We start from the raw sequence: 21,174 nt of genomic DNA, 5'->3' as shown, positions 1-21,174 counted from the left end.
GATGTCATCCCCTTTTATTTCATGCACTTAGTTTTGCTTTCGGGTTTTCCCGATGCCGTGCTCGCGCAACTTGTTGGCGATGGCGGTGTGGGACACCCCCAGCTTGCGGGCCAACTGGCGGGTGGAGGGATAGGCCGGATACAGACGGCGCAGCAAACTGGCTTCGAACTGTTTGACCGCCTCATCCAGGGTGCCCTCGAACTCCTGGTCAAAGTAGCCGAACCCCTCGGTCCAGGCGGGCAGGCGCAGCTGCTCCGGGGTCAGCTCGCCCCGCTCGTCCGCCATGGAGACGGCGCGGAAGATGGCGTTTTTCAGCTGACGCACGTTGCCGGGCCAGGCGTAGCCCTTGATGAAGTCACGACACTCTGCGGAGAGCTGGCGCAAGGGGCTGGCCAGCTGCTGGCTGTAGTGCTCCAAGAACAGCTCCGCCAGGGGCACGATGTCCGCCTTGCGCTCGCGCAGGGGCGGCAGGTGCAGGTTGAGCACGTTGATGCGGTAGTAGAGATCTTCCCGGAACTCGCCACGCTGGCACAGTTCGGAGAGGTCTTTCTGGCTGGCGCACACCACCCGCAGATCCACCCGGATCTCGGTGTCGTCCCCCACCCGGCGAAAGCATCCGTCCTGGATGAGGCGCAGCAGCTTGACCTGCAGCTGGGGGCTCATGTCCGCCACCTCGTCGAGGAACACGGTGCCGCCGTCGGCCTGCTCGATCACCCCGCGCTTGACCACCTCGCCGGGAGCCGCGCACAGGCCAAAGAGCTCGCTCTCCGCCACGCTGTCCGGCAAGGAGGCGCAGTTGATCACCACAAAGCCCTTCTCATGGCGCAGGCTGGCCTCATGGCAGGCCCGGGCCAGCAGCTCCTTGCCGGTACCGGTCTCGCCGGTGATCAGCAATGGCGCCTCCAGCTGGGCCATGCGGCGGGCCTCCGCCAGCAGCGCCTTCATCCGGTCGCTCTCCGCCAGCAGGGTGTCGAAACCGCTGATCTGATCCCGCAGGGCGTTGAACTGCTTGCCCACCCGGGCGGGGGATTTGAGCAGCACCATGGCACCGGCCAGGATGCTGGTGCCCTCCTCGTCCGGCAGGTCAATGGGCAGCACCTCTGCCAGGTACTGGCTGCCGTGAACGGTGACCCGGGTCGCCTGGGGCAACACCTCCTCCATGCCCAGCCAGCGCAGGAAGGAGAAGCCCTGCACCCAGTTGGCCACCGGCTCCTCCAGCACCTGGTCCCGGGGCAGCCCCAGCACCGAGAGAATGGAGTCGTTGGCCATGGAGATGCGGCCTTTGAGATCGATGGCAAAGATGGGGTCCGGCAGGGTACGCAGCAACGCCTCCATGGCGTAGTGCTCACGCTCCGAGGGCATATAGGGGACGGTACGCACGTCGGTGACGCCGGGGATCTTGCGGATCATCGGCATCAGGACTTGAAGCTCTTCAAAACTGGGGGCGGGGATCTGCAGGTAGACGTACCCCTCGCTGCCCGCATCGATGGCGTTGATGTTGATCCCGTGCTTTTCCAGCACTTCGAGGATTTCGCGGGCCAGACCGATACGATCGTGACAGCTTACTTGTAGACGCATTGCTTGCCCTTCCTGTTGTTATAGTTCCGTTATCTTGGTCGGGATGGGCTGATGATACTGCAAAAAGGCCGCTCTGCCACGGCAAATTCTTCGCAAAAAGCCCGCCGGGCGGCGGGCTTGGAAGGGTCACTCGGCCATCAGGGCGTCGGTCTTGGCCGCCATGATGAAATCGTTTCTGTGCAGACCGCCGATGGCGTGGGTCCACCAGGTGACGGTCACCTTGCCCCACTCCAGCAAGATCCCCGGGTGGTGGAACTCCGCCTCCGCCAGCTCCGCCACCTGGTTGCTGAAGGCCCAGGCCTGCTTGAAGTTTTTGAATTTGTAGACCCGTTCCAGCTGGAGGACGCCGTCCCGCGCCGGGGCGGCCCAGTCCGGCAGCTCCTTCATCAGGCTGGCCAGCTCGTCGTCGCTGACTTTGGGGGCGTCCGCCTGACAGGCCTCGCAGGTCATTTTGCTCAGTTCGCTCATTGCACTTCCCTTAGCTTGCTTGTGGTTTGGGGGGAAACTTGGGTTCAAACAGCCCCAGGGCCATCGCCTCTTGCACCAGGGCCATCAGGTCCATCTCGGCCATGGCGAACAGGTCGTCCACCTGGTCCAGGACGTAGTAGATGGGCTGCATGATGTCGATGCGGTAGGGGGTGCGCATGGCATCCAGCACCGACATCGGCTGGTGTTCCGGCTCGCCGGAGAGGGCGTACAGGGTTTCGCCGGGGCTGGAAAGAATGCCACCGCCGTAGATCCGCTGACCCTGGGGGGTGTTGACCAGGCCAAACTCCACGGTAAACCAGTAGAGGCGCGCCAGGTAGACCCGCTCCTTGGGGCTGGCCGCCAGGCCGAGCTTACCGTAGGTGTGGGTAAAGTGGGCGAAGGCCGGGTTGGTCAACAGGGGACAGTGGCCGAAGATCTCATGGAAGATGTCCGGCTCCTGCAGGTAATCAAACTCCTCGCGGCTGCGGATGAAGGTGGCCACGGGAAACTGCTTGTTGGCCAGCAGCTCGAAGAAGCGCTCGAAGGAGATCAGCGCCGGCACCTGGGCGGTGCGCCAGCCGGTGGCCGCCTCCAACACCGCGTCCACCTCCGACAGCTGGGGGATGCGATCCTGGGGCAGGTTCAATGCCTCCAGGCCGGCAACGAACTCGTCACAAGCCTTGCCCTGGATGCAGGCCAGCTGGCGGCTGACAAGCTCGCTCCAGATCCGGTGCTCCTCATCGGTGTAGTGGATAAACCCCTGGGCATCCGGTTGCCTGGCCTGGTACTGGGTGCCTTTCATTCTGTCTCTCCCAACGCTTCCTGTTCAGTATGACCCTGGCCGACGTCTGGCAGTTCATCCAGCGCCTGTTTGAGATCCGCCAGGATATCCTCGATGTGCTCCAAACCCACCGCCAGGCGGACCAGGTTATCGCCGATCCCCGCCGCTGCGCGCGCCTCGGCGCTGTAGGGGCTGTGGGTCATGGACGCCGGGTGTTGCACCAGGGACTCGGCATCCCCCAGGCTGACCGCCAGGGTGAACAGGCGCAGCCGGTTGACGAAGGTCATGGCGGTGTCGAAATCCCCCGCTAGCTCCAGCGCCAGCACGCCGCCGGCGCCGCTCATCTGGCGACCCAGCAGGCGATGGCCGGGGTGGCTGGAGAGGCCCGGGTAGTGCACCTTGCGCACCTTGGGGTGGGCTTCCAGAAAGTGGGCCACCGCCATGGCGTTGTCGCAGTGCCGCTCCATGCGCAGGGCCAGGGTTTTGAGGCCCCTAAGAATCAGCCAGGCGTCGTGGGGGGACAGGATGGCGCCGAAGTCCTTGCGGATCCCGTTGCGCAGCGGGGTCATCAGTTCGGTGCGACCGCAGACGATCCCCGCCACCACGTCACCATGGCCATTGAGGTACTTGGTGGCGCTGTGCAGCACCAGGTCCACCCCGTGGCGCAGCGGACGCTGCAGCAGGGGCGTCATAAAGGTGTTGTCCACCACCGTCAGCACCCCTTTGCGCTTGGCCAGGGCGACGATGGCGTCCAGATCGTACACCGCCAAATGCGGGTTGACCGGGGTTTCCAGGAACAAGACCCGGGTGTCGGCGGTCATCGCCGCCTCCACCGCATCCAGGTCGCTGAAGTCCACCTGGGTGCTCTGAATGCCGAGCCGCGGCAGCTGCTCGGTAATGAGGGCATGGGTGCAGCCATAGAGGCCGGTGGCGGCCACCAGATGATCCCCCGCCTGAAGCAGGGTCAGCAGGGCGGCGGACACCGCCCCCATGCCGCTGCCGAAGGCCACCGCTTCATCGGCGCCCTCCAGCAGGGCCAGGCGACGCTCAAGCTCGTCGGTGGTGGGGTTGCCCAGACGGGTGTAGATGGGCCCCGCCTGCTCACCGCCGAAGCGGGCACCGCCGGTCTGGCAGTCGGGAAACACGAAGGTGGCGGATTGGTACAGTGGGGTGGTGAGACTCCCCTGTTCGTCCCTTACGTGACCGCCGTGGATCACGCAGGTGCTTTGGTGCTTAAACGCAGCCATGTTGCTTAACTCCCCTTGATACTTCGTCCGCCAGTGATTGTTTTTTAGGGGCGGATCTGTCGGTCTAACATATACGCAGACCGGGGAAGGCAAACTCTGTGACCACGATCACACTGCCGTTTGGCTGTAAATTATTGGTTACAACGGTGGCGTCTTCTCTTGCTCCTGGCGGCGTCGCACCGAGGCCAGGGCATCGGCAGAGACCCGGGTCAGCTCCTTCAACAGCCGACTTTGTACCGTCAGCAGCGGCGGCCTAGGCCTGGCGTCAAACGGCAGGGGTCGGCACTGGGCCATGGCGGCGTACCCCAGCCGGGCGGTGAGCAGCCCTGCCCCCAGCCCCTGGGCCACCCGGGCGGACAGCTTGCCGGTCAGCTCCGCCGACATCATCTGGGTGCCCAGATCCAGCGCCAGCTCGCTGCCCCCGGCGTAGAGCAGGTTCTGCAGAATCTTGCGCACCAAGGCCACTCGTCCCCAGTAACCGGGCTCAATGCCGTAGATCCGCGCCACTTCATCCAGCATCGCCTGGTTGCGCCACAGCATCAGTGCCATGTCCAGCGCCGCCATGGGGCTGGCGGCCAGCAGCAGACTGGCCTGGGCGGAGTAACGGTAGATGCACTCCTGGGCCAGCTCGTCCTGGGCCCCCAGCACGGTGATCTCATACAGGCGCAGCCGCTCGGCGTCACTGTGGTGGTCCTGCAGCTGTTGCTGGTATTGCTGCCACTGGGGCGCAAAGCGCTCGGGCAACTGGGCCTTCAATGCCTCGGTCACCGAGTCCGCCTCCCCCTGCTGCTGGCTCTGGCCAATACGGGCCCCCACCTGGCGCAGCTGCTCGCTGCGCTTGAGTTGGCGCAAACGGCGCCACTCGCGCCACAGCCCTCGCCCCAGCCAGACTCCGGCCAGACCAAAGGTGGCGGCGTAGAGGCCAAACAGCGCCGGGCTGCGCTGCCAACTGTCCCACAGGGTGAGGCCGCCCTCCACCAGCAGAAGCAGGGCAAGGAAGCCCAGCAGCACCGTGCCCCAGCGACGACCGCGCCGAGGTGGCTCAACCACCTCCTCCGGCGGAGGGGTCATGCTTTGCCACTGCTCCGGAGCCCACTCCTGGGCGGGTTTCAAGGCCACCGGCTCCGGGTGGGCGTCGGGGGTAAACTCCCGAGAGGGTTTCAGTTCGCTCATCGCATCTTGTCTCCCAACAGCCACTGCAGCAGGTGATCCATGCGGATGTGGGGCATGGGCCCATCCCCCGGCTCCGGGGGCGCCAGGGGCACGAAATCAAACCCCTGCTGCTGCCAAAACGCCGGGGGCGGCAGGCGATCCGGCACTTCGCCGGGAAAGCGCATCAGCGCCTGCCCCTGACTGTCCCGACCGCGGATCACCGGCACCGGGCCTCGGCCGTCGTCCACCTGGCCCTGTTCGCTGGCCCGGATGGCGCTGAGCACCATGGTTTCCACCGCCCCGCCAGCGAAACGCACCTGGCGCTGGGCCTCCCCCATCAGACTGTGGGTCAGGCTGAGCAGGCGGGGGTGCTGCTCCACGGTCAGGTGATCCGCCTTGGTGGCGGCAAACAACAGCTTGTCGATCTGGGGCCGAAACAGCCGCCGCAGCAGCGAGCCGGGGCCATAGCGAAAACTGTCCAGCACCCCCTTGAGCGCCGCTCCCATCTGTTCGACCTGCATCCGACCCTGGTTGAGGGCGGTAAGGCTGTCCACCAGCACCACCTGGCGGTCGAAACGGGCGAAATGGTCCCGATAGAAGGGTTTGACCACCTGTTCGCAGTAGGCGTCGTAGCGCTCCTGCATCAGCGCCACCAACTCCGCCTCCTGCTCCAGCTGCGCCGGGGCCAGCGGGTAGAAGGCGATCACCGGGGTGCCGGCCAGCTCTCCGGGCAACAGCGCCCGGCCCGGTTGCAGCAAAGTGGCGCCTTGCTGTCTAAGCACACCCAGCAGTTCGCCGTACTCCTGTGCCAGCGCGGCCACCGCCGCTTCATCGGCGCCCGATTGGGCGGCCACTGCCTGGCGCCAGTCGGCGCTGGTGGCGGCCCAGAGCCCTTCGCTCAGCCACTGCCAGCTCTGCTCACACCACTGGCGATAGCTTTGGGACAGCATCGGCAGGTCCAGCAGCCACTCGCCGGGATAGTCCACCAGGTCCAGGTAGAGGGTCACGCTCTCCTTGAGCTGTCGCTTGAGCCCGCGACCGGGTCGGTAGCGCAGGGCCAGGCGAATCTCGCTGATGCCCCGGGTGGAGGGGGGCCACTGGGGCGGTGCCCCGCGCAGGTGCGCCATCGCCTGCTCGTAGTCGAAGGGGGCCAGGGTCAGATCCGGCTGGCGAGCCCGCTGGGCCCCCAGCCAACGTCCCTCGGCCAGCACCTCCCACATCGGCAGGTGATCCCGTTCGGCGTGCAGCAACTGGTGCACCAAGGCGGTGATAAAGGCGGTTTTCCCGGCGCCGGACAACCCGGTGATCCCCACTCTCAGGTGCTGGTCCAGGCCCCGGTGGGCCCACTCTTCCAGCTTGTGTCCCCAGGCTTTGACCCGGGGTTTGAGACGGTGGGAAGTGGCAGAAAGGTGTTGGGTCATAGAGAAAAGATAGGCGGGAGCCCGATTCGGGCTCCCGCTGAGGGCTTATTTGAGGTTGTCGATTTCACGTTTGAGGCTGTAGGAATCGGAGGTCACGTGCTGTTCCAGTCGACGCAGCCTCAGCTCCAGTGAGCGAAAGCGGGTGCCGATCTCCCGGATCGCCTGGCGGGGGGACTCCCCGGCCTGCCAGATCTTGGTTTTCAGCTCAGACCTGTGGTCCATCCGCATGGGCGGTTTCTTGTCCAGAAGCACCCAGGCCACGATGTAGAGCAGCAACGCGAAGCTGAAGACACCGGTCAGGATGATGGCCGACAGCACCACAATCCGCACCAGCCAGACCTCGAGGTTGAAGTGCTCGGCGATGCCGGCGCAAACGCCGGCCACCTTGCCCTGCTCCGGGATCCGATACAGCTCTTTCTTAGCTTTATGACTCATGTTTGCTCCTCCACTCCGGCGATTCGGCATCCAGGATCCGTTCCAGGGTCTCGATCCGATCCGCCATCTTGTCGGCCCGCTGAAGCAGGCCATTCAACTGCTGATACTCCTCTTCGGTCAGCCCCTGGCTGATCTGCTTCTTGCTACGGTAGTGCAGAATCAGCCAGATGGGTGCCACGATGACCATAAACACCAACAGTGGCGCGACAAGCAGTGCAATCAGATCTTCCATAGTCGAATCCCCCTATCGTCCGTCGCTCAAGATTTCTTCTTGGCCATTTTCTTCTTCATGGCCTCCAGCTCCTGGTTCACCTTGTCCTCGGCTTCCAGGGCGGCAAACTCATCTTCCAGGGTGCGGGCCTGGCCCAGGTCGTAGGACTCCACTTCCGCCTCCAACCCTTCGATGCGACGTTCGTACTGTTCGAACTTGTTCATCGCCTGGTCGATCTTGGAGGAATCCAGCTGGCGCTTCACATCCAGGCGGGAAGACGCAGTCTGCGTACGCATGATGATGGTCTTCTGCCGGGCGCGGGCGTCATTGAGCTTCTCCTGCAGCTGGCCAATCTCCTCTTTGAGTCGCTCAATCTGCTCCTCGATGTTGACCAGCTCCCCTTTCAGGGCTTCCACCAGTTCGGCGGCCTTCTGCTTCTCCGCCAGGGCGGCCTTGGCCAGATCTTCCCGGCCCTTGTTCAGGGCCAGCTCGGCCTTGGCCTGCCACTCGCCGACTTGACGCTCGGCGCGTTCGACGCGACGCAGCATCTCCTTCTTCTCGGCCAGCACCTTGGCGGAGGTGGAGCGCACTTCCACCAGGGTGTCTTCCATCTCCTGAATGATCAGGCGAACCATTTTTTCCGGATCCTCGGCCTTGTCCAGCAAGGCGCTGAGGTTGGAATTCACAATATCTGCAAAGCGAGAAAAGATACCCATAATGTGTTCCTCAATTGTTGATATGCCCTCGGACCAACAACAATCAGATTCCGTGCCAACTCGAATATTAGTCGTAGGTTATTGTTAGGTAAGTATTTTTACAAGCTGTTTATTTTTGCCCTTGGGCTGCCTATCATGGAAACCACCACATATTAGCCAAACTCACCACATCAGGGACCGATGCCAAATCCTCACCAACACGACAACCTGATCGGCCAGTCCACCAGCTTCCACGAAGTGCTGGACCATGTCTCCAAGGTGGCGCCCCTCAACAAGCCGGTGCTGATCATCGGTGAGCGTGGCACCGGTAAGGAGCTGATCGCCGAGCGCCTGCACTTCCTGTCCAGTCGCTGGGACCAGCCCTATCTCAAGCTCAACTGTGCGGCGCTGAATGAAAACCTGCTGGAAAGCGAGCTGTTCGGCCACGAGTCCGGCGCCTTTACCGGCGCCAGCAAGCGCCACGAGGGTCGCTTCGAACGGGCGGACAAGGGCACCCTGTTTCTGGATGAGTTGGCCAACACCTCCGGGCTGGTGCAGGAGAAGCTGCTGCGGGTGATCGAGTATGGCGAGTTCGAGCGGGTGGGGGGCAGCCGGACCGTGCGCTCCGACGTGCGCCTGATCTGCGCCACCAACGAGGATCTGCCGGCCCTGGCGGAGCGGGGGGAGTTTCGCGCCGACCTGCTGGATCGCCTGGCGTTCGACGTCATCACCCTGCCCCCGTTGCGGGAGCGGCCCGAGGACATCCTGATGCTGGCGGAGCATTTCGCCATCCAGATGACCCGCCAGCTGGAGCTGGAGCTGTTTGCCGGCTTCACCGAGCGAGCCCGCCGCACCCTGATAGACTACCCCTGGCCCGGCAACATCCGGGAGCTGAAAAACACCGTGGAGCGCAGTGTCTACCGCCACAACAACGCTCAATTGCCGGTGCATGAGATTATCCTGGATCCCTTCGACTCCCCCTGGCGGCCCAACGGCTCGGTGCGAACCCGGGACCAGCGCCCCGCCGAGACCGAATCCCGTGCCCCTGAGGCGGCGCCCAGCACCGGTGCCGCCGCCCCGGTGGCCAGCGAGGGCCCCAGCCTGCCCCTGGATTTCAAGGAAACCTGCCAAGCTTACGAGGTCCAGATCCTCAAGCAGGCCCTGGTGCAGAGCCAGTACAACCAGAAAAAGTCGGCGGAACTTCTGGGACTGACCTACCACCAGCTGCGGGGGATCCTGAAAAAGTACGACCTGCTGGGCAATGAGGTTTGAGCTGGATCTAGGCCCTTGCTAGACTAGGCGGATCAAGGCGTTGTGAATTGAAATCATGGCAAAATTACGGCTGTTGTCGATGCTTGCTGGGGCCCTGGCACTGTTGTCAGGCTGCGGCGGCGCTGCGGTGGATCCCCAGGGGCTGGTGTACTGCTCCGAAGGGGATCCGGACAGCTTCAATCCGCAACTGACCACCTCGGGCACCAGCGTCGACGCCAGTGCCAAGCAACTCTACAACCGGCTGCTGCGTTTCGACGCTCAAAGCGGTGAACTGGTGCCGGACCTGGCCACCGACTGGCAAGTCAGCCGAGACGGCCTGGAGGTGCGCTTCTCCCTGCGGGAATCCGTCGCCTTCCACCAAACCGACCGCTTTACCCCCAGCCGACACTTCAACGCCGACGACGTGATCTTCAGCTTCGAGCGGATGCTGGATGCGGATCACCCCTACCATGGCATCGGCGGCGGCCGTTACCCCTACTTCCAGGGCACCGGGCTCAACAAGCAGATCAAAGCGGTGCACCGCTACGGCGACCACGACGTGGTGTTCGAGCTCCACTACGCCAGTGCCAGCTTCCTCTCCGAACTGGCCACCGACTTTGCGGTGATCCTCTCCGCCGAATACGGTCAGCGGATGCTGGAGGCCAGCACCCCGGGCCTGCTGGACAGCCAGCCGGTGGGCACCGGCCCGTTCAAGCTCTCCCGCTATCAGCGCAACCACTACATCCGTTACCTGCGTCACGATGCCTACTGGCAGGGGCCGGTGGCCCTGGAGCAGCTGGTGTTCGACATCACCCCCCACAGCACCGCGCGTCTGATCAAGCTGATTGGCGGCGACTGCGACGTGGCCGCCCTGCCCCAGGTGACCGAACTGTCGGTGATCCAGCAATACGACGACCTGGCGGTGGACACCCGGCCGGGGATGAACGTCGCCTTCTGGGCCTTCAACAGCCAGAAGCCGCCCCTGAGTGACCCTCGGGTGCGTAAGGGCCTGGCCATGGCGGTGGACCAGCGCCGTATTCTGGCGGCGGTGTACCACAATACCGCGGTGGCCAGCCGCGGGCTGCTGCCCCCCATCTCCTGGGCTTACGACAGTCAGCTCGAGCTGCCACCCCACGATCCGGATCAGGCCCGAAGGCTGCTGGAGGAAGCGGGGGTGGATGCCCTCAGCATGGACATCTGGGCGATGCCGGTGGGCCGAATTTACAACCCCAACGCCATCAAGATGGCGGAGCTGATCCAGCAGGACCTGGCGGTCATCGGTGTCCAGAGCCGCATCGTCAGTTACGATTGGAACGTCTTCGTCAACCGCCTGGGCTACGCCGAGTACGACTCGGTACTCATCGGCTGGAGCGCCGACAACTACGACCCGGACAACTTCTTTACCCCCCTGCTCAGCTGCGAAGCCTTGCTGTTCGGCTCCAACCGGGCCCGCTGGTGCGACGCCGAGTTCGATGCCCTGATGCAGGCGGCTCGCCAGGAGAGTGATCAGGCCACCCGTCGTCAACTCTACCGCCAGTTGGAGCTGACCCTGCGACAGCAGATGCCGCTGCTGCCCCTGGCCCACGCCAGCCGCACCCTGGGTCGCCAACGTCACTGGCAAGGGGACATGCTGCACACCACCGGCGGCATCGACTTTTCCGCCGTGGCCAAGGAACCCTGATGCACACCTACCTGCTGCGCCGCTTCAACCTCTTTGTGCTGACCACCCTGGTGCTGCTCGGCCTGCTCTACGCCGCCACCCTGGCGATGCCCGGCGATCCCATCACCAACCTCAGCGGCATCGACCAGCCGACCCTGGCGGAGGAAGCAGCCGTGATCCGCGAGTACCGGCTGGAGCACTCCCTGGCCAGCGGTTACCTGGCCTACGTGCAAAAGCGCCTCAGCGGCGATCTCGGCCTGTCGATGAACTCCGGAGAGCCGGTGATCTCCGAAATTGCCGTCCACCTGCCCGCCTCGCTGGAGCTGGCGGCCTTCGCCATGGCCCTGGCCCTGCTGGTGGGGATCCCCTTTGGGATCCTCGCCGCCAGTCGACGTGGCCCCCTGGCCAAGATCCTCTGGGGGCTCACCCTGCTGGGCTTCTCCCTGCCGGTGTTCTGGCTGGGGCTGCTGCTGATGCTCACCTTTGGCATTCAGCTGGACTGGCTGCCACCGTCTGGGCGATTCAACCTGCTCTACGACGTGCCCGACCGCACCGGCTTCTTGCTGCTGGATGTTCTGCTCTCCGGCGAGCCCTGGCGCGGCGCGGCCTTTCTCGATGCCCTGAACCACCTGTGGCTGCCCGCCATCGTTCTGGCCACCCTGCCCGCCACCATCATTGTCCGCACCATCCGGGTGGCGATGCTGGCGGAGCTGGACAAGAACTACATCCGCGCCCTGACCGCCCGGGGGGTGCATCGGATGCGCCTGGTGCTGTTCCACGCCCTGCCCAACGCCATGGCCCCCCTGTTCCGCACCCTGAGCCTGCAGATCGGCACCCTGGCCTCCTCCGCCATCATCGTCGAGGCGATCTTCTCCTGGCCCGGGTTGGGCAACTGGGTGCTCTCCGCTTTGCGTCAGAGCGACTTTACCGCCCTGCAGGGGGGGATCCTGGTGATCTCCCTGTTCATCATCGTGCTGGGGATCCTGATGGAGATCCTCCAGGCACTGCTCAACCCCATCAGTCGGAAAGCGATCCATGGCTAATCCTCAGCTCTACCACGAGGACAAGATCCCCTCACCCTGGCACCTGATCTGGCAACATTTCGCCAATCGTCCCACCGCCATGCTGGGGCTTTGGTGCCTGACCCTGGTGGTGCTGCTCTCGGTGTTTGGCCCCTTATTGGCCCCCTACGAGCCGGAGTACCAGGCCAGCGAAGCGCTGCTGATGCCCCCCTCATGGCACGCGGAGGGCTCAGTGGAGTACTTCCTCGGCACCGACGACCTGGGCCGGGACATCTTCTCCCGCTTGCTGCACGGCGCCCACCTCACCTTCGGCTACGCCGCCCTGATTGTGCTGGTGGCCCTGGTGGCCGGCTTTTTGATCGGCGCCCTCTCTGGCATGAGCGTGGGCCTCAAATCCTCGGTGCTGGGCCACCTGATGGACGCCCTGCTCTCCCTGCCCTCGGTGGTGCTCGCGCTGCTGATCGCCGCAGTCCTAGGCCCGGGACTGGACAACGTGTTCTGGGCGGTGGGACTGGCACTGCTGCCGGGCTTTATCCGCGCCGTGCACAACGCGGTGCACGACGAGATGCAGAAGGAGTACGTGATGGCGGCCCGGCTCGACGGCGCCAGCCGCTGGCAGCTGTTCCGCTACGTGATCCTGCCCAACGTCACCGACGCCATCGTGGTGCAGACCACCCTGGCCTTCTCCAACGCCATCCTCGACATCGCCGCCCTGGGTTTCCTGGCCCTGGGCGCCCAGGCCCCCTCGCCAGAATGGGGCGCCATGGTCAACCAGGGGCTGGACAACGTCCTCAGTGCCCCCTGGACGGTGACCATGCCGGGGCTGGCCATCCTGCTCTCGGTACTGGCCGCCAACCTGGTGGGTGACGGCCTGCGCCAGGCGATTGCAGAGGAGCGCGGCTGATGCCCCTGTTGGACATTCGCAACCTCACCATCGAGCTGGACACCCCCCACGGCCGCATGCTGGCGCTGGATCGCTTCAGCCTCAAGCTGGCGGAGGGGGAGATCCACGGCCTGGTGGGCGAGTCGGGTTCCGGCAAAAGTCTTTTGGCCAAGGCGATCCTCGGCATTGCCGACCGCCGCACCCACGTCCGGGCTGACCGGCTCAGCTGGAACGGCCAGAACCTGCTGGAGATGACCACCGCCCAGCGCCGGGCCCTGATGGGTCGGGAGATCGCCATGATCTTCCAGGAGCCGGCCTCGAGCCTGGATCCCTCGGCGCGGATTGGTGCCCAGCTGCTGGAGGCGATGCCGGAGCCCGAGGGGGAGCGCTGGTGGCTGCCCAAGCGAGCGGCCCGCCGGGCCCACGCCATTCGCCTGCTGCATAAGGTGGGGGTCAAACACCACACCAAGGTGATGAAAGCCTTCCCCTGGGAGCTGACCGACGGTCAAGCCCACAAGGTGATGCTGGCCATGGCCCTGGCGCACCAGCCCAAGTTGCTGATCGCCGATGAGCCCACCACCGGCCTGGAGACCGCCACCCAGGCCCAGATCTTCCGATTGCTGGCCAAGATGAACCAGCTGCGGGGCGTCGCCATCCTGCTTATCAGCCACGACCTGGAGTCCGTGGCCCGCCTGGCCAACCGCATCAGCGTGCTCTACTGCGGCCAGCTGATGGAGTCGGGCCGAGCCAAGCAGCTACTGAAGCAGCCGATGCACCCCTACACCCAGGCCCTGATCCAAAGCTCCCTGACCACCCGCAGTAAACTGGAGGCCAAGGCGCCGCTCTCCACCCTGCCCGGCGCCGTGCCCCCCATGCACCACCTGCCGGTGGGCTGCCGGCTGGGGCCCCGCTGCCCTTACGCGCGTAAGGAGTGCGTTCAGCCGCCGCGGATCCGCACCCAGGTGGGCCAGGCGTTCCGCTGCCACTACCCGCTCAACCCGCTCAAGAAGGAGCCCCAGTCATGACCCCGCTGCTGCAGGTACGGGAGCTGCACAAGCGCTTCCAGGTGGGGGCCTGGTGGCGCCGCCAGTACCAAACCGCGCTCTCCCCCATCTCCTTTGATCTGGAAGCGGGTCAGACCCTGGCCTTTGTCGGCGAAGCGGGCTCGGGCCGCACCACCCTGGCGCGGATCCTAACCGGCGCCCAGGCCCGCACCGGGGGGCAGATCCTGCTGGACGGCCAGGAGCTGACCACCCGCAACTACAAGCAGCGCAGCCGGATGATCCGGATGATCTTCCAAGACCCCACCACCTCGCTAAACCCCCGCCTGCGCATCGGCGAGCAGCTGGAGGAGCCGCTGCTGTTCAACACCCCCATGGACCAGGAGTCCCGCCGGGCGGCGGTGGAAACCGCGCTGACCCGGGTGGGCCTGTTGCGGGAGCACGCGGATTTCTACCCCCACATGCTGGCCCACGGCCAACGCCAGCGCATCGCCATCGCCCGGGCGATGATGCTGGAGCCGAAGATCATCGTCGCCGACGAGGCCTTCACCGGGCTGGACACCTCGATCCGCGCTCAGTGCATCAACCTGCTCTTGTCACTGCAAAAGGAGCTGGGGCTGGCCTACGTGCTGATGTCCCACGACCTGGGCCTGGTGCGCCACGTGGCGGACCGGGTGATGGTGATGAAATCCGGCCAGGTGGTGGAGGAGGGCCCCACCCGTCAGGTGTTTGATGACCCCCAACACGAGTACACCCGCCGTCTTTTAGAGGAGCAGCTGCTGCGCAGCGAACGCTAGAAACGACAAAGGGAGCGCAGTGCGCTCCCTTTTCGTATGGGTCGGCGGGCTTAGCCCTCCAGGCTGATCACCTCGAAAGGCACCTGGGGATCCACGTCGGCCTCGTAATCCACTCCGTCCAGACCGAAACCGAACAGGCTCAAAAACTCCTCCTTGTACTCCACGTAGTCGGTGAGCTCCTTGAGGTTGTCGTCTGTCAGCTGCGGCCACAGCTCGCGGCAGTGGCGCTGGATGTGCTCCTGAAGCTCCAGATCGTCCAGGCGCAGACGGTTCTGCTCGTCGGTCTGGGCCGCGCTGCCATCAGCCTTGTAGAGGCGTTCGTTGAACATGCGGTAGATCTGCTCGATGCAGCCCTCGTGCACGCCCTCTTCACGCATTTTCTTGAACACCATGGCGATGTACAGGGGCATCACCGGAATGGCGGAGGAGGCCTGGGTCACCACGGACTTGAGCACCGCCACGTTGGCGCCGCCACCGATGCCGGCCAGATGGCTGTCCAGGGCCGCGGCGGCGCGGTCCAGGTCCTTCTTGGCTTCGCCCAGGGCGCCGTGCCAGTAGATGGGCCAGGTGATCTCGGTGCCGATGTAGCTGTAGGCCACGGTGCGGCAGCCTTGGGCCAGCACGCCGGCCTCGGACAGGGCCTGGATCCACAGCTCCCAGTCCTGACCGCCCATCACGGTGATGGTGTCCTGCACCTCCTGCTCATTGGCCGGCTCGATGCTGGCTTCGAACAGGGTGTCCTTGTTGGTGTCCACCGCGGTGGCGGTGTAGGTCTGGCCCATGGGCTTGAGGGAGGAGCGCACCAACTCGCCGCTGTCGGGCAGCTTGCGCACCGGAGATGCCAGGGAGTAGACCACCATGTCCACCTGGCCCAGGTCCGCCTTGATCACCTCAATCGCCTTGCGCTTGGCCTCGTGGGAGAAGGCGTCGCCGTTGATGCTCTTGGCGTACAGGCCCGCCTCATGGGCGGCCTTGTCAAAGGCAGCGGCGTTGTACCAGCCGGCGGTGCCGGGCTTCTTCTCGGTGGCCGGCTTCTCGAAGAACACGCCCAGGGTGGCAGCGCCGCCGCCGAAGGCGGAAACGATGCGGGAGGAGAGGCCGTAACCGCTGGAGGAGCCGACCACCAGCACCCGCTTAGGGGCGTTGGCGATGGGGCCCCGTTGCTGGGTGAAAGCGATCTGGTCCCGCACGTTCTTCTCGCAGCCCACCGGGTGGGTGGTGGTGCAGATGAATCCACGGATTTTCGGCTTGATGATCATGTCGTAATTCCCTTAGTTCGGCCGTCGGCCAGGCGACGGGTCCGCTGAGACCCCCAGATCGGGGCCCCTCTGAATTGAGCTTGAGCGCAAGGTTAACCCAGAACCCCGGCTCTCTTGAAGCCAAAGCCAGGTGATCCGACCATCCCGCTCAGGCACTTAATACAAAAACGGCGGCCCGAGGCCGCCGTTTGAATCACCAGGGAACCCTTACTGGGTCACCGGCTGGTTGTCCAGGTAGCGGATCTCCGCTTCCGCGCGCAGGCTGTCCACCAGCGCCCGGTAGTCCGCTTCGCTCATCTGCTGGGCCAGGCGGCCCTTGAGCGCTTCGTTCTGACCGGCCTCTGCCGCGCCTTCGCTGACCCGGTTCAGGGCCACCACGGCGATGTCGCCGCTGGGCAGACGGTAGTGACCGTACACGGCCGCGCCTTCGGTGGGCTTGGGCATCTTGAACACCTCCTGCACCAGGGTGGGATCCAGCTCCGGCTGACCGAAGCGACCCAGTTCGGCCACGGCGATCACCCCTTCCGGGGCGGTGCCGGCCTGCCAGGCGGCTTCCACCGCTTCGGCCTGGGCCTGGGCCTTCTCACTGGCCTGCTCCACCACCAGCTGGTCGCGGATCATCGGGGCCACGTTCTCCAGCGGCTCGGTCCCGGCGGCCTGGTGCTCTTTGACACGCAGTACCAGGATGTGGCCGTTGTCGATCTGCACCACCTCGGAGTTCATGCCGTCGAGCAGCACGGTATCGGAGAAGGCGGCAGCCAGGGCGCGGGGGTTATCCAGCGGCGCCGGGGCGTTCATGCGGTTGAACAGCGCGGTGCTCTTCACCTCACCGCCCACGGCTTGCGCGGTCTCCACCAGGCTGTCCGGCACTTCGAAGCTGACGTCCGCCAGCTGCTGCTGCAGGCTGTAGAACTCGGACTGGGCCTTGTCGTTCTGCAGAGTTTGCAGAATGCTGGCCTTCACCTCTTCGAAGGGGCGCTGGGTGGCGGCTTCCACGGCCTTGGCGTGGACGATCTGGTAACCGTAGTCGGTCTTGATCACCTCGGAGGTGCCACCGGCTTCCAGGGCAAACAGCGCCTGGTCGAAGGCTTCGTCCATCTGACCCGGGGTCATCCAGTCCAGCTCACCGCCGTTTTCTGCGGTGAAGCTGTCGTCGGAGCTGTCAGCGGCAACGGCGGCAAAGGCTTCGCCACCGCGTACGCGGGCCAGGGCGGCCTCGGCACGGGCCTGGGCATCATCCCCTTCAAACAGCATGTGGGCCGCCAGACGGCGCTCCGGCTGCTGGTAGGCGTGAGCCTGGGACTGGTAGAAGGCCTGGGCCTCCTCGTCGGTCACGGTAACGTCCTTGGCCAGATCGGCCACCGCCAGTTCCACGTACTCCAGCGCCACCTGCTCGGCGGTGGCGAAACGGGCCAGGTTGTCCTGGTAGTACTGAGCCACGGCCTCGTCGCCGACCTCGATGCCGGCGTTGAAGTCGGCCTGGGAGAGCACCACGTAATCGATGTCGCGGGTCTGCTGCTGCAGGGCGGTCAGGGAGGCCACTTCGGCAGGAGTAACAAACTCGCTGCCCAGCAGGCCCAGCATCAGCTGCTGACGGCTCATGTCACGACGCATCATGTCCCGCAGCTGCACGCCGGACAGGTTGTTCTGGCGCAGCACCGCCTGGTAACGGTCGTTGTCGAAACGACCGTCCACCTGGAACTCTTCCATGGCGACGATGGCTTGCTGGATCTGGGCGTCGGACACCCGCAGGCCCAGGGCCTGGACCTTCTGGTCAATCAGGCGCTCGGCGATAAGACGGTCCAGCACGCTCTGGCGCAGGCCGGCCATGTAGCCGGGATCCGCCGCCAGGGTGTCGAACATCTCACCCAGCTGGGCGCGCATGCGGCCCTGTTCATTTTGGAAAGCCTGGTCCAGGTCGTAGCGGGAGATCTCTTCCCCATTCACTTCGGCGGCCAGCATCTCTGCATTGCTGCCCAGGTAGCTGTACACGCCGGTCAGGGCGAACGACAGGATCACTGCCCCAAGGATGATCTTGGCGGCCACTCCCTGTGAGCCTTCACGGATCTTTTCTAACATCGACCTTCTCTTAATTCGAATCGGTTTTCGGAATGGTTCGCAGTGTCATAAAAAAAGCGCATCTATGCAAGATGCGCTGGGATTTGCGTGACACTGTAGTCAATCTGGATGGCACTGAGTCCATCAAACGCGGAGCGTTTTCTACCGTATCAAACAACAACGCTCAAGCCGGGGCTTGAGCGTTGAACCGTAAACCAATGCTTAGTTTACAGCGTCCTTCAGCGCCTTACCGGCTTTGAAGGCAGGGATCTTCGCGGCAGCGATCTTGATTTCTTTACCGGTCTGCGGATTGCGACCGGTACGCTCAGCTCGCTCACGCACTTCGAAAGTACCGAAACCTACCAGAGAGATCTTGTCACCGTCCTTGAGAGAAGTGGTGATGGCGTCGATGAAAGAGTCCAGCGCACGGCCAGCGGCCGCTTTAGAAATGTCTGCGCCAGAAGCAATTTGATCGATCAGTTGAGACTTGTTCATATCATCCCCTTGAATGCTATTATTCGCGCCGCCGCCTGTTCCATTAAAGCGCGGTCTGCGGAAAGTTTTATAGCAAGCCTGAATTTGAAGTTCAAGCGCCATACAGACAGCAAATTCCATTAATTGGATACGGCTCAAACCCAGTCCTGCTGCGGTCTACAGCGGGTTCAGGGCTGCGTCAGTTCTCTACACTACCACGTATTTTCGTGTTGAAAACCCCTTTTTAGCCATCTTTAGTCAAAAAATGCGCCCCTGGGGGCGCATTTTGATATTGGTTGATTAATTAGTGGCTTGCACCACTTCAAACCCTTCTGGTGGGTGCTCCAGCGCCAGGGCTAAAACCTCGTCGATCCAACGAACCGCCCGAATATCGAGATCCGCTTTTACATTATCCGGGATCTCTTCCAGGTCGCGCTCATTCTCCTTAGGGATCAGCACGCGCTTAATGCCACCACGGTGGGCCGCCAACAATTTCTCCTTGAGGCCACCGATGGGCAGCACCTCACCCCGCAGGGTGATTTCGCCGGTCATGGCGACATCCGCCCGAACCGGATTGCCGGTGAGGCTGGAGACGAGGGCGGTGCACATGGCGATACCAGCGGAGGGGCCATCTTTGGGGGTGGCGCCCTCAGGCACGTGGACGTGGATGTCCCGCTTCTCGTAGAAGTCGCCGTTGACCCGCAGCTTCTCGGCCCGGGCCCGCACCACGGTCATCGCCGCCTGGATGGACTCCTGCATCACATCGCCCAGGGAGCCGGTGTAGGTCAGTTTGCCCTTGCCCGGCACCGAGGTGGTTTCGATGGTCAGCAGATCGCCGCCCACTTCGGTCCAGGCCAGGCCGGTGACCTGACCCACCTGGTTGCTCTCCTCGGCCTTGCCGTAGTCGAAGCGCTGCACACCGAGGAAGTCCTTGAGGTTCTCCATATTGACCACCACGGTCTTGTCCGCCTTGCCCAGCAGGATCTGCTTGACCGCCTTGCGGCAGATCTTGGAGATCTCCCGCTCCAGCGAGCGCACGCCGGCTTCCCGGGTGTAGTAGCGGATGATGCCGATGATGGCGCTGTCCTCAACGGTCAGCTCCGTCGGCTTCACCCCGTTGCGCTTGAGCTGCTTGGGCAGCAGGTGCTGCAGGGCGATGTTGAGCTTTTCGTCCTCGGTGTAACCGGACAGACGGATCACCTCCATCCGGTCCAGCAGCGGGCCGGGGATGGCCATGGAGTTGGAGGTGGCGACAAACATCACGTCGGACAGGTCGTAGTCCACTTCCAGGTAGTGATCGTTAAAGGCACTGTTCTGCTCCGGGTCCAGCACCTCCAGCAACGCGGAGGCGGGATCGCCGCGCATGTCGGAGCTCATCTTGTCGATCTCATCCAGCAGGAACAGCGGGTTTTTCACCCCCACCTTGGACATCTTCTGGATCAGCTTACCGGGCATGGAGCCGATGTAGGTACGACGGTGACCGCGGATCTCCGCCTCGTCCCGTACGCCCCCCAGGGCCATGCGCACGTACTTGCGCCCGGTGGCCTTGGCGATGGACTGGCCCAGGGAGGTCTTACCCACCCCTGGCGGTCCCACCAGGCAGAGGATCGGGCCCTTGAGCTGCTTGACCCGGGCTTGCACCGCCAGGTACTCCAGGATGCGGTCCTTCACCTTCTCCAGGCCGTAGTGATCGGAGTTGAGCACTTCGCTGGCCACGGTGAGGTCTTTTTTCACCTTGGAGCGCTTGGTCCAGGGCACGCCCACCATCCAGTCGATGTAGCTGCGCACCACGGTGGCCTCGGCGGACATCGGCGACATCATCTTGAGCTTATTGAGCTCGGCGACGGTCTTCTCCTTCGCCTCGGCGGGCATCTTGGCCTCGTCGATCTTCTTGGTCAGGGCCTCGAACTCATCCGGCGCGTCATCCAGCTCACCCAGCTCTTTCTGGATCGCCTTCATCTGCTCGTTGAGGTAGTACTCCCGCTGGCTCTTCTCCATCTGCTTCTTGACCCGGGTGCGGATCTTCTTCTCCACCTGGAGGATGTCGATCTCCGACTCCATGGTGGCCATCAGATACTCGAGCCGCTCACCCACGTCCACCATCTCGATGACCGCCTGCTTGTCCGCCAGCTTGAGCGGCATGTGGGCAGCCATGGTGTCGGCCAGTCGGGCCGCTTCGTCGATGCCGTTGAGGGAGGTCAGCACCTCCGGCGGGATCTTCTTGTTGAGTTTGATGTAGCCCTCAAACTGGCTGATGGCGGTGCGCACCAGCACCTCCTCTTCCCGCTCCGGAAGCGGCTTGGAGGTGAGGAAGCTGGCCTCGGCCACGAAGAAGGGGTCCAGTTCGGTCATCTGCTCGATGCGGGCGCGCTGTCCGCCCTCCACCAGCACCTTGACGGTGCCATCGGGCAGTTTCAGCAGTTGCAGGATGGAGGCCACGGTCCCCACCTGGTAGATGTCGTCCTCGGAGGGATCGTCCTGGTCGGCCTCACGCTGGGCCACCAGCAGCACCTGCTTCTCCTGTTCCATGGCCGCTTCCAGGCAGCGGATAGATTTTTCTCGACCCACAAAGAGGGGGATCACCATATGGGGGTAGACCACCACATCCCTGAGTGGGAGCACAGGAATGACAACGTGGTCAGAACGCTCTAGGGTCATCGCTCGATTCCGTTTTGCTGCAGGATTGATAAGGGGGATAACCAGTATATGGGGCCGGATCCAGAGGATTCAATGACCTCGTCACAAAAAAAGGGGCCGCAATGGCCCCTTTTTCATCAATCA

Annotated in this window: 19 protein-coding genes; 6 read left to right on the top strand and 13 right to left on the bottom strand. The window is 63.9% G+C overall.

Annotated features, from left to right (window positions below; translation table 11 throughout):
• Positions 1 to 27: 27 nt before the first annotated feature.
• From tyrR to pspA, 9 genes are all read right to left on the bottom strand, one after another.
• Positions 28 to 1,578: a transcriptional regulator TyrR gene (tyrR, locus tag KUV81_RS16975; RefSeq protein ID WP_222545087.1), complete on the bottom strand. Its 1,551-nt coding sequence runs from the start codon at positions 1,576 to 1,578 to the stop codon at positions 28 to 30.
• A gap of 126 nt (positions 1,579 to 1,704) precedes the next feature.
• Entirely contained in the window at positions 1,705 to 2,046 is a 342-nt protein-coding gene (locus tag KUV81_RS16970) for a 4a-hydroxytetrahydrobiopterin dehydratase (protein ID WP_222545086.1), read from the bottom strand.
• Between the two features lie 10 nt (positions 2,047 to 2,056).
• Positions 2,057 to 2,848 carry a phenylalanine 4-monooxygenase gene (phhA, locus tag KUV81_RS16965; protein ID WP_222545085.1) on the bottom strand — a complete coding sequence of 264 codons (792 nt, stop codon included), beginning with the start codon at positions 2,846 to 2,848 and terminating at the stop codon, positions 2,057 to 2,059.
• Positions 2,845 to 4,074, bottom strand: coding sequence for a trans-sulfuration enzyme family protein (locus KUV81_RS16960; RefSeq protein ID WP_222545084.1), 1,230 nt, complete (start codon positions 4,072 to 4,074; stop codon positions 2,845 to 2,847). Before KUV81_RS16960 ends, phhA begins: the two co-directional genes overlap by 4 nt.
• A gap of 138 nt (positions 4,075 to 4,212) precedes the next feature.
• Complete coding sequence (locus KUV81_RS16955; RefSeq protein WP_222545083.1) at positions 4,213 to 5,247, bottom strand: TIGR01620 family protein; 1,035 nt, start codon at positions 5,245 to 5,247, stop codon at positions 4,213 to 4,215.
• The gene (locus KUV81_RS16950; protein WP_222545082.1) at positions 5,244 to 6,647 is read right to left on the bottom strand and encodes a YcjX family protein; all 1,404 of its coding nucleotides are present in this window, start codon (positions 6,645 to 6,647) and stop codon (positions 5,244 to 5,246) included. The genes KUV81_RS16955 and KUV81_RS16950 overlap by 4 nt, the downstream gene beginning before the upstream one ends.
• 45 nt (positions 6,648 to 6,692) lie before the next feature.
• The gene (pspC, locus tag KUV81_RS16945) at positions 6,693 to 7,082 is read right to left on the bottom strand and encodes an envelope stress response membrane protein PspC (protein ID WP_222545081.1); all 390 of its coding nucleotides are present in this window, start codon (positions 7,080 to 7,082) and stop codon (positions 6,693 to 6,695) included.
• Positions 7,072 to 7,314, bottom strand: a complete 243-nt coding sequence (pspB, locus tag KUV81_RS16940) for an envelope stress response membrane protein PspB (RefSeq protein ID WP_222545080.1) — start codon at positions 7,312 to 7,314, stop codon at positions 7,072 to 7,074. The genes pspC and pspB overlap by 11 nt, the downstream gene beginning before the upstream one ends.
• Before the next feature lie 26 nt (positions 7,315 to 7,340).
• A complete protein-coding gene (gene pspA, locus KUV81_RS16935) occupies positions 7,341 to 8,009 on the bottom strand; it encodes a phage shock protein PspA (RefSeq protein WP_222545079.1) in 669 nt (222 codons plus the stop codon).
• Positions 8,010 to 8,189: 180 nt separating this feature from the next.
• Here pspA and pspF point away from each other — a divergent pair, with 180 nt between their 5' ends.
• Genes pspF through KUV81_RS16905 form a run of 6 tightly spaced genes read left to right on the top strand, consistent with a single transcriptional unit; the run spans position 8,190 to position 14,602 of the window.
• Positions 8,190 to 9,260: a phage shock protein operon transcriptional activator gene (gene pspF / locus KUV81_RS16930; RefSeq protein WP_222545078.1), complete on the top strand. Its 1,071-nt coding sequence runs from the start codon at positions 8,190 to 8,192 to the stop codon at positions 9,258 to 9,260.
• A gap of 55 nt (positions 9,261 to 9,315) precedes the next feature.
• The gene (locus tag KUV81_RS16925; protein ID WP_222545077.1) at positions 9,316 to 10,920 is read left to right on the top strand and encodes an ABC transporter substrate-binding protein; all 1,605 of its coding nucleotides are present in this window, start codon (positions 9,316 to 9,318) and stop codon (positions 10,918 to 10,920) included.
• Entirely contained in the window at positions 10,920 to 11,942 is a 1,023-nt protein-coding gene (locus tag KUV81_RS16920; protein WP_222545076.1) for an ABC transporter permease, read from the top strand. The genes KUV81_RS16925 and KUV81_RS16920 overlap by 1 nt, the downstream gene beginning before the upstream one ends.
• Positions 11,935 to 12,825 (top strand): ABC transporter permease subunit, encoded by an 891-nt coding sequence (locus KUV81_RS16915; RefSeq protein WP_222545075.1) that lies wholly within the window; start codon positions 11,935 to 11,937, stop codon positions 12,823 to 12,825. The genes KUV81_RS16920 and KUV81_RS16915 overlap by 8 nt, the downstream gene beginning before the upstream one ends.
• The gene (locus KUV81_RS16910; RefSeq protein WP_222545074.1) at positions 12,825 to 13,829 is read left to right on the top strand and encodes an oligopeptide/dipeptide ABC transporter ATP-binding protein; all 1,005 of its coding nucleotides are present in this window, start codon (positions 12,825 to 12,827) and stop codon (positions 13,827 to 13,829) included. The genes KUV81_RS16915 and KUV81_RS16910 overlap by 1 nt, the downstream gene beginning before the upstream one ends.
• On the top strand, positions 13,826 to 14,602 hold the full coding sequence (locus KUV81_RS16905) for an ATP-binding cassette domain-containing protein (RefSeq protein ID WP_222545073.1): 777 nt from the start codon (positions 13,826 to 13,828) through the stop codon (positions 14,600 to 14,602). The genes KUV81_RS16910 and KUV81_RS16905 overlap by 4 nt, the downstream gene beginning before the upstream one ends.
• Before the next feature lie 50 nt (positions 14,603 to 14,652).
• On the opposite strand, the gene fabV is transcribed toward KUV81_RS16905, so the two are convergent.
• The 4 genes from fabV to lon all read right to left on the bottom strand — a co-directional run bounded on the left by fabV (position 14,653) and on the right by lon (position 21,051).
• Positions 14,653 to 15,861, bottom strand: coding sequence for an enoyl-ACP reductase FabV (fabV, locus tag KUV81_RS16900; RefSeq protein ID WP_222545072.1), 1,209 nt, complete (start codon positions 15,859 to 15,861; stop codon positions 14,653 to 14,655).
• A gap of 207 nt (positions 15,862 to 16,068) precedes the next feature.
• A complete protein-coding gene (locus KUV81_RS16895) occupies positions 16,069 to 17,940 on the bottom strand; it encodes a SurA N-terminal domain-containing protein (RefSeq protein WP_222545071.1) in 1,872 nt (623 codons plus the stop codon).
• A gap of 201 nt (positions 17,941 to 18,141) precedes the next feature.
• Positions 18,142 to 18,429 (bottom strand): nucleoid-associated protein HU-beta, encoded by a 288-nt coding sequence (gene hupB, locus KUV81_RS16890; protein WP_315900099.1) that lies wholly within the window; start codon positions 18,427 to 18,429, stop codon positions 18,142 to 18,144.
• A gap of 264 nt (positions 18,430 to 18,693) precedes the next feature.
• A complete protein-coding gene (gene lon, locus KUV81_RS16885) occupies positions 18,694 to 21,051 on the bottom strand; it encodes an endopeptidase La (protein ID WP_222545070.1) in 2,358 nt (785 codons plus the stop codon).
• Positions 21,052 to 21,174: the final 123 nt, after the last annotated feature.

This window comes from Ferrimonas balearica, from assembly GCF_019802085.1.
In the GTDB taxonomy this organism is placed as follows: Bacteria; Pseudomonadota; Gammaproteobacteria; order Enterobacterales; family Shewanellaceae; genus Ferrimonas; species Ferrimonas balearica_B.
This window is presented reverse-complemented; position numbering and strand designations above follow the sequence as displayed.

Excerpts from the sequence above, each read along its gene's own strand:
- tyrR (WP_222545087.1), bottom strand. The coding sequence starts at position 1,578 with ATGCGTCTACAAGTAAGCTGTCACGATCGTATCGGTCTGGCCCGCGAA.
- KUV81_RS16970 (WP_222545086.1), bottom strand. The coding sequence starts at position 2,046 with ATGAGCGAACTGAGCAAAATGACCTGCGAGGCCTGTCAGGCGGACGCC.
- phhA (WP_222545085.1), bottom strand. The coding sequence starts at position 2,848 with ATGAAAGGCACCCAGTACCAGGCCAGGCAACCGGATGCCCAGGGGTTT.
- KUV81_RS16960 (WP_222545084.1), bottom strand. The coding sequence starts at position 4,074 with ATGGCTGCGTTTAAGCACCAAAGCACCTGCGTGATCCACGGCGGTCAC.
- KUV81_RS16955 (WP_222545083.1), bottom strand. The coding sequence starts at position 5,247 with ATGAGCGAACTGAAACCCTCTCGGGAGTTTACCCCCGACGCCCACCCG.
- KUV81_RS16950 (WP_222545082.1), bottom strand. The coding sequence starts at position 6,647 with ATGACCCAACACCTTTCTGCCACTTCCCACCGTCTCAAACCCCGGGTC.
- pspC (WP_222545081.1), bottom strand. The coding sequence starts at position 7,082 with ATGAGTCATAAAGCTAAGAAAGAGCTGTATCGGATCCCGGAGCAGGGC.
- pspB (WP_222545080.1), bottom strand. The coding sequence starts at position 7,314 with ATGGAAGATCTGATTGCACTGCTTGTCGCGCCACTGTTGGTGTTTATG.
- pspA (WP_222545079.1), bottom strand. The coding sequence starts at position 8,009 with ATGGGTATCTTTTCTCGCTTTGCAGATATTGTGAATTCCAACCTCAGC.
- pspF (WP_222545078.1), top strand. The coding sequence starts at position 8,190 with ATGCCAAATCCTCACCAACACGACAACCTGATCGGCCAGTCCACCAGC.
- KUV81_RS16925 (WP_222545077.1), top strand. The coding sequence starts at position 9,316 with ATGGCAAAATTACGGCTGTTGTCGATGCTTGCTGGGGCCCTGGCACTG.
- KUV81_RS16920 (WP_222545076.1), top strand. The coding sequence starts at position 10,920 with ATGCACACCTACCTGCTGCGCCGCTTCAACCTCTTTGTGCTGACCACC.
- KUV81_RS16915 (WP_222545075.1), top strand. The coding sequence starts at position 11,935 with ATGGCTAATCCTCAGCTCTACCACGAGGACAAGATCCCCTCACCCTGG.
- KUV81_RS16910 (WP_222545074.1), top strand. The coding sequence starts at position 12,825 with ATGCCCCTGTTGGACATTCGCAACCTCACCATCGAGCTGGACACCCCC.
- KUV81_RS16905 (WP_222545073.1), top strand. The coding sequence starts at position 13,826 with ATGACCCCGCTGCTGCAGGTACGGGAGCTGCACAAGCGCTTCCAGGTG.
- fabV (WP_222545072.1), bottom strand. The coding sequence starts at position 15,861 with ATGATCATCAAGCCGAAAATCCGTGGATTCATCTGCACCACCACCCAC.
- KUV81_RS16895 (WP_222545071.1), bottom strand. The coding sequence starts at position 17,940 with ATGTTAGAAAAGATCCGTGAAGGCTCACAGGGAGTGGCCGCCAAGATC.
- lon (WP_222545070.1), bottom strand. The coding sequence starts at position 21,051 with ATGACCCTAGAGCGTTCTGACCACGTTGTCATTCCTGTGCTCCCACTC.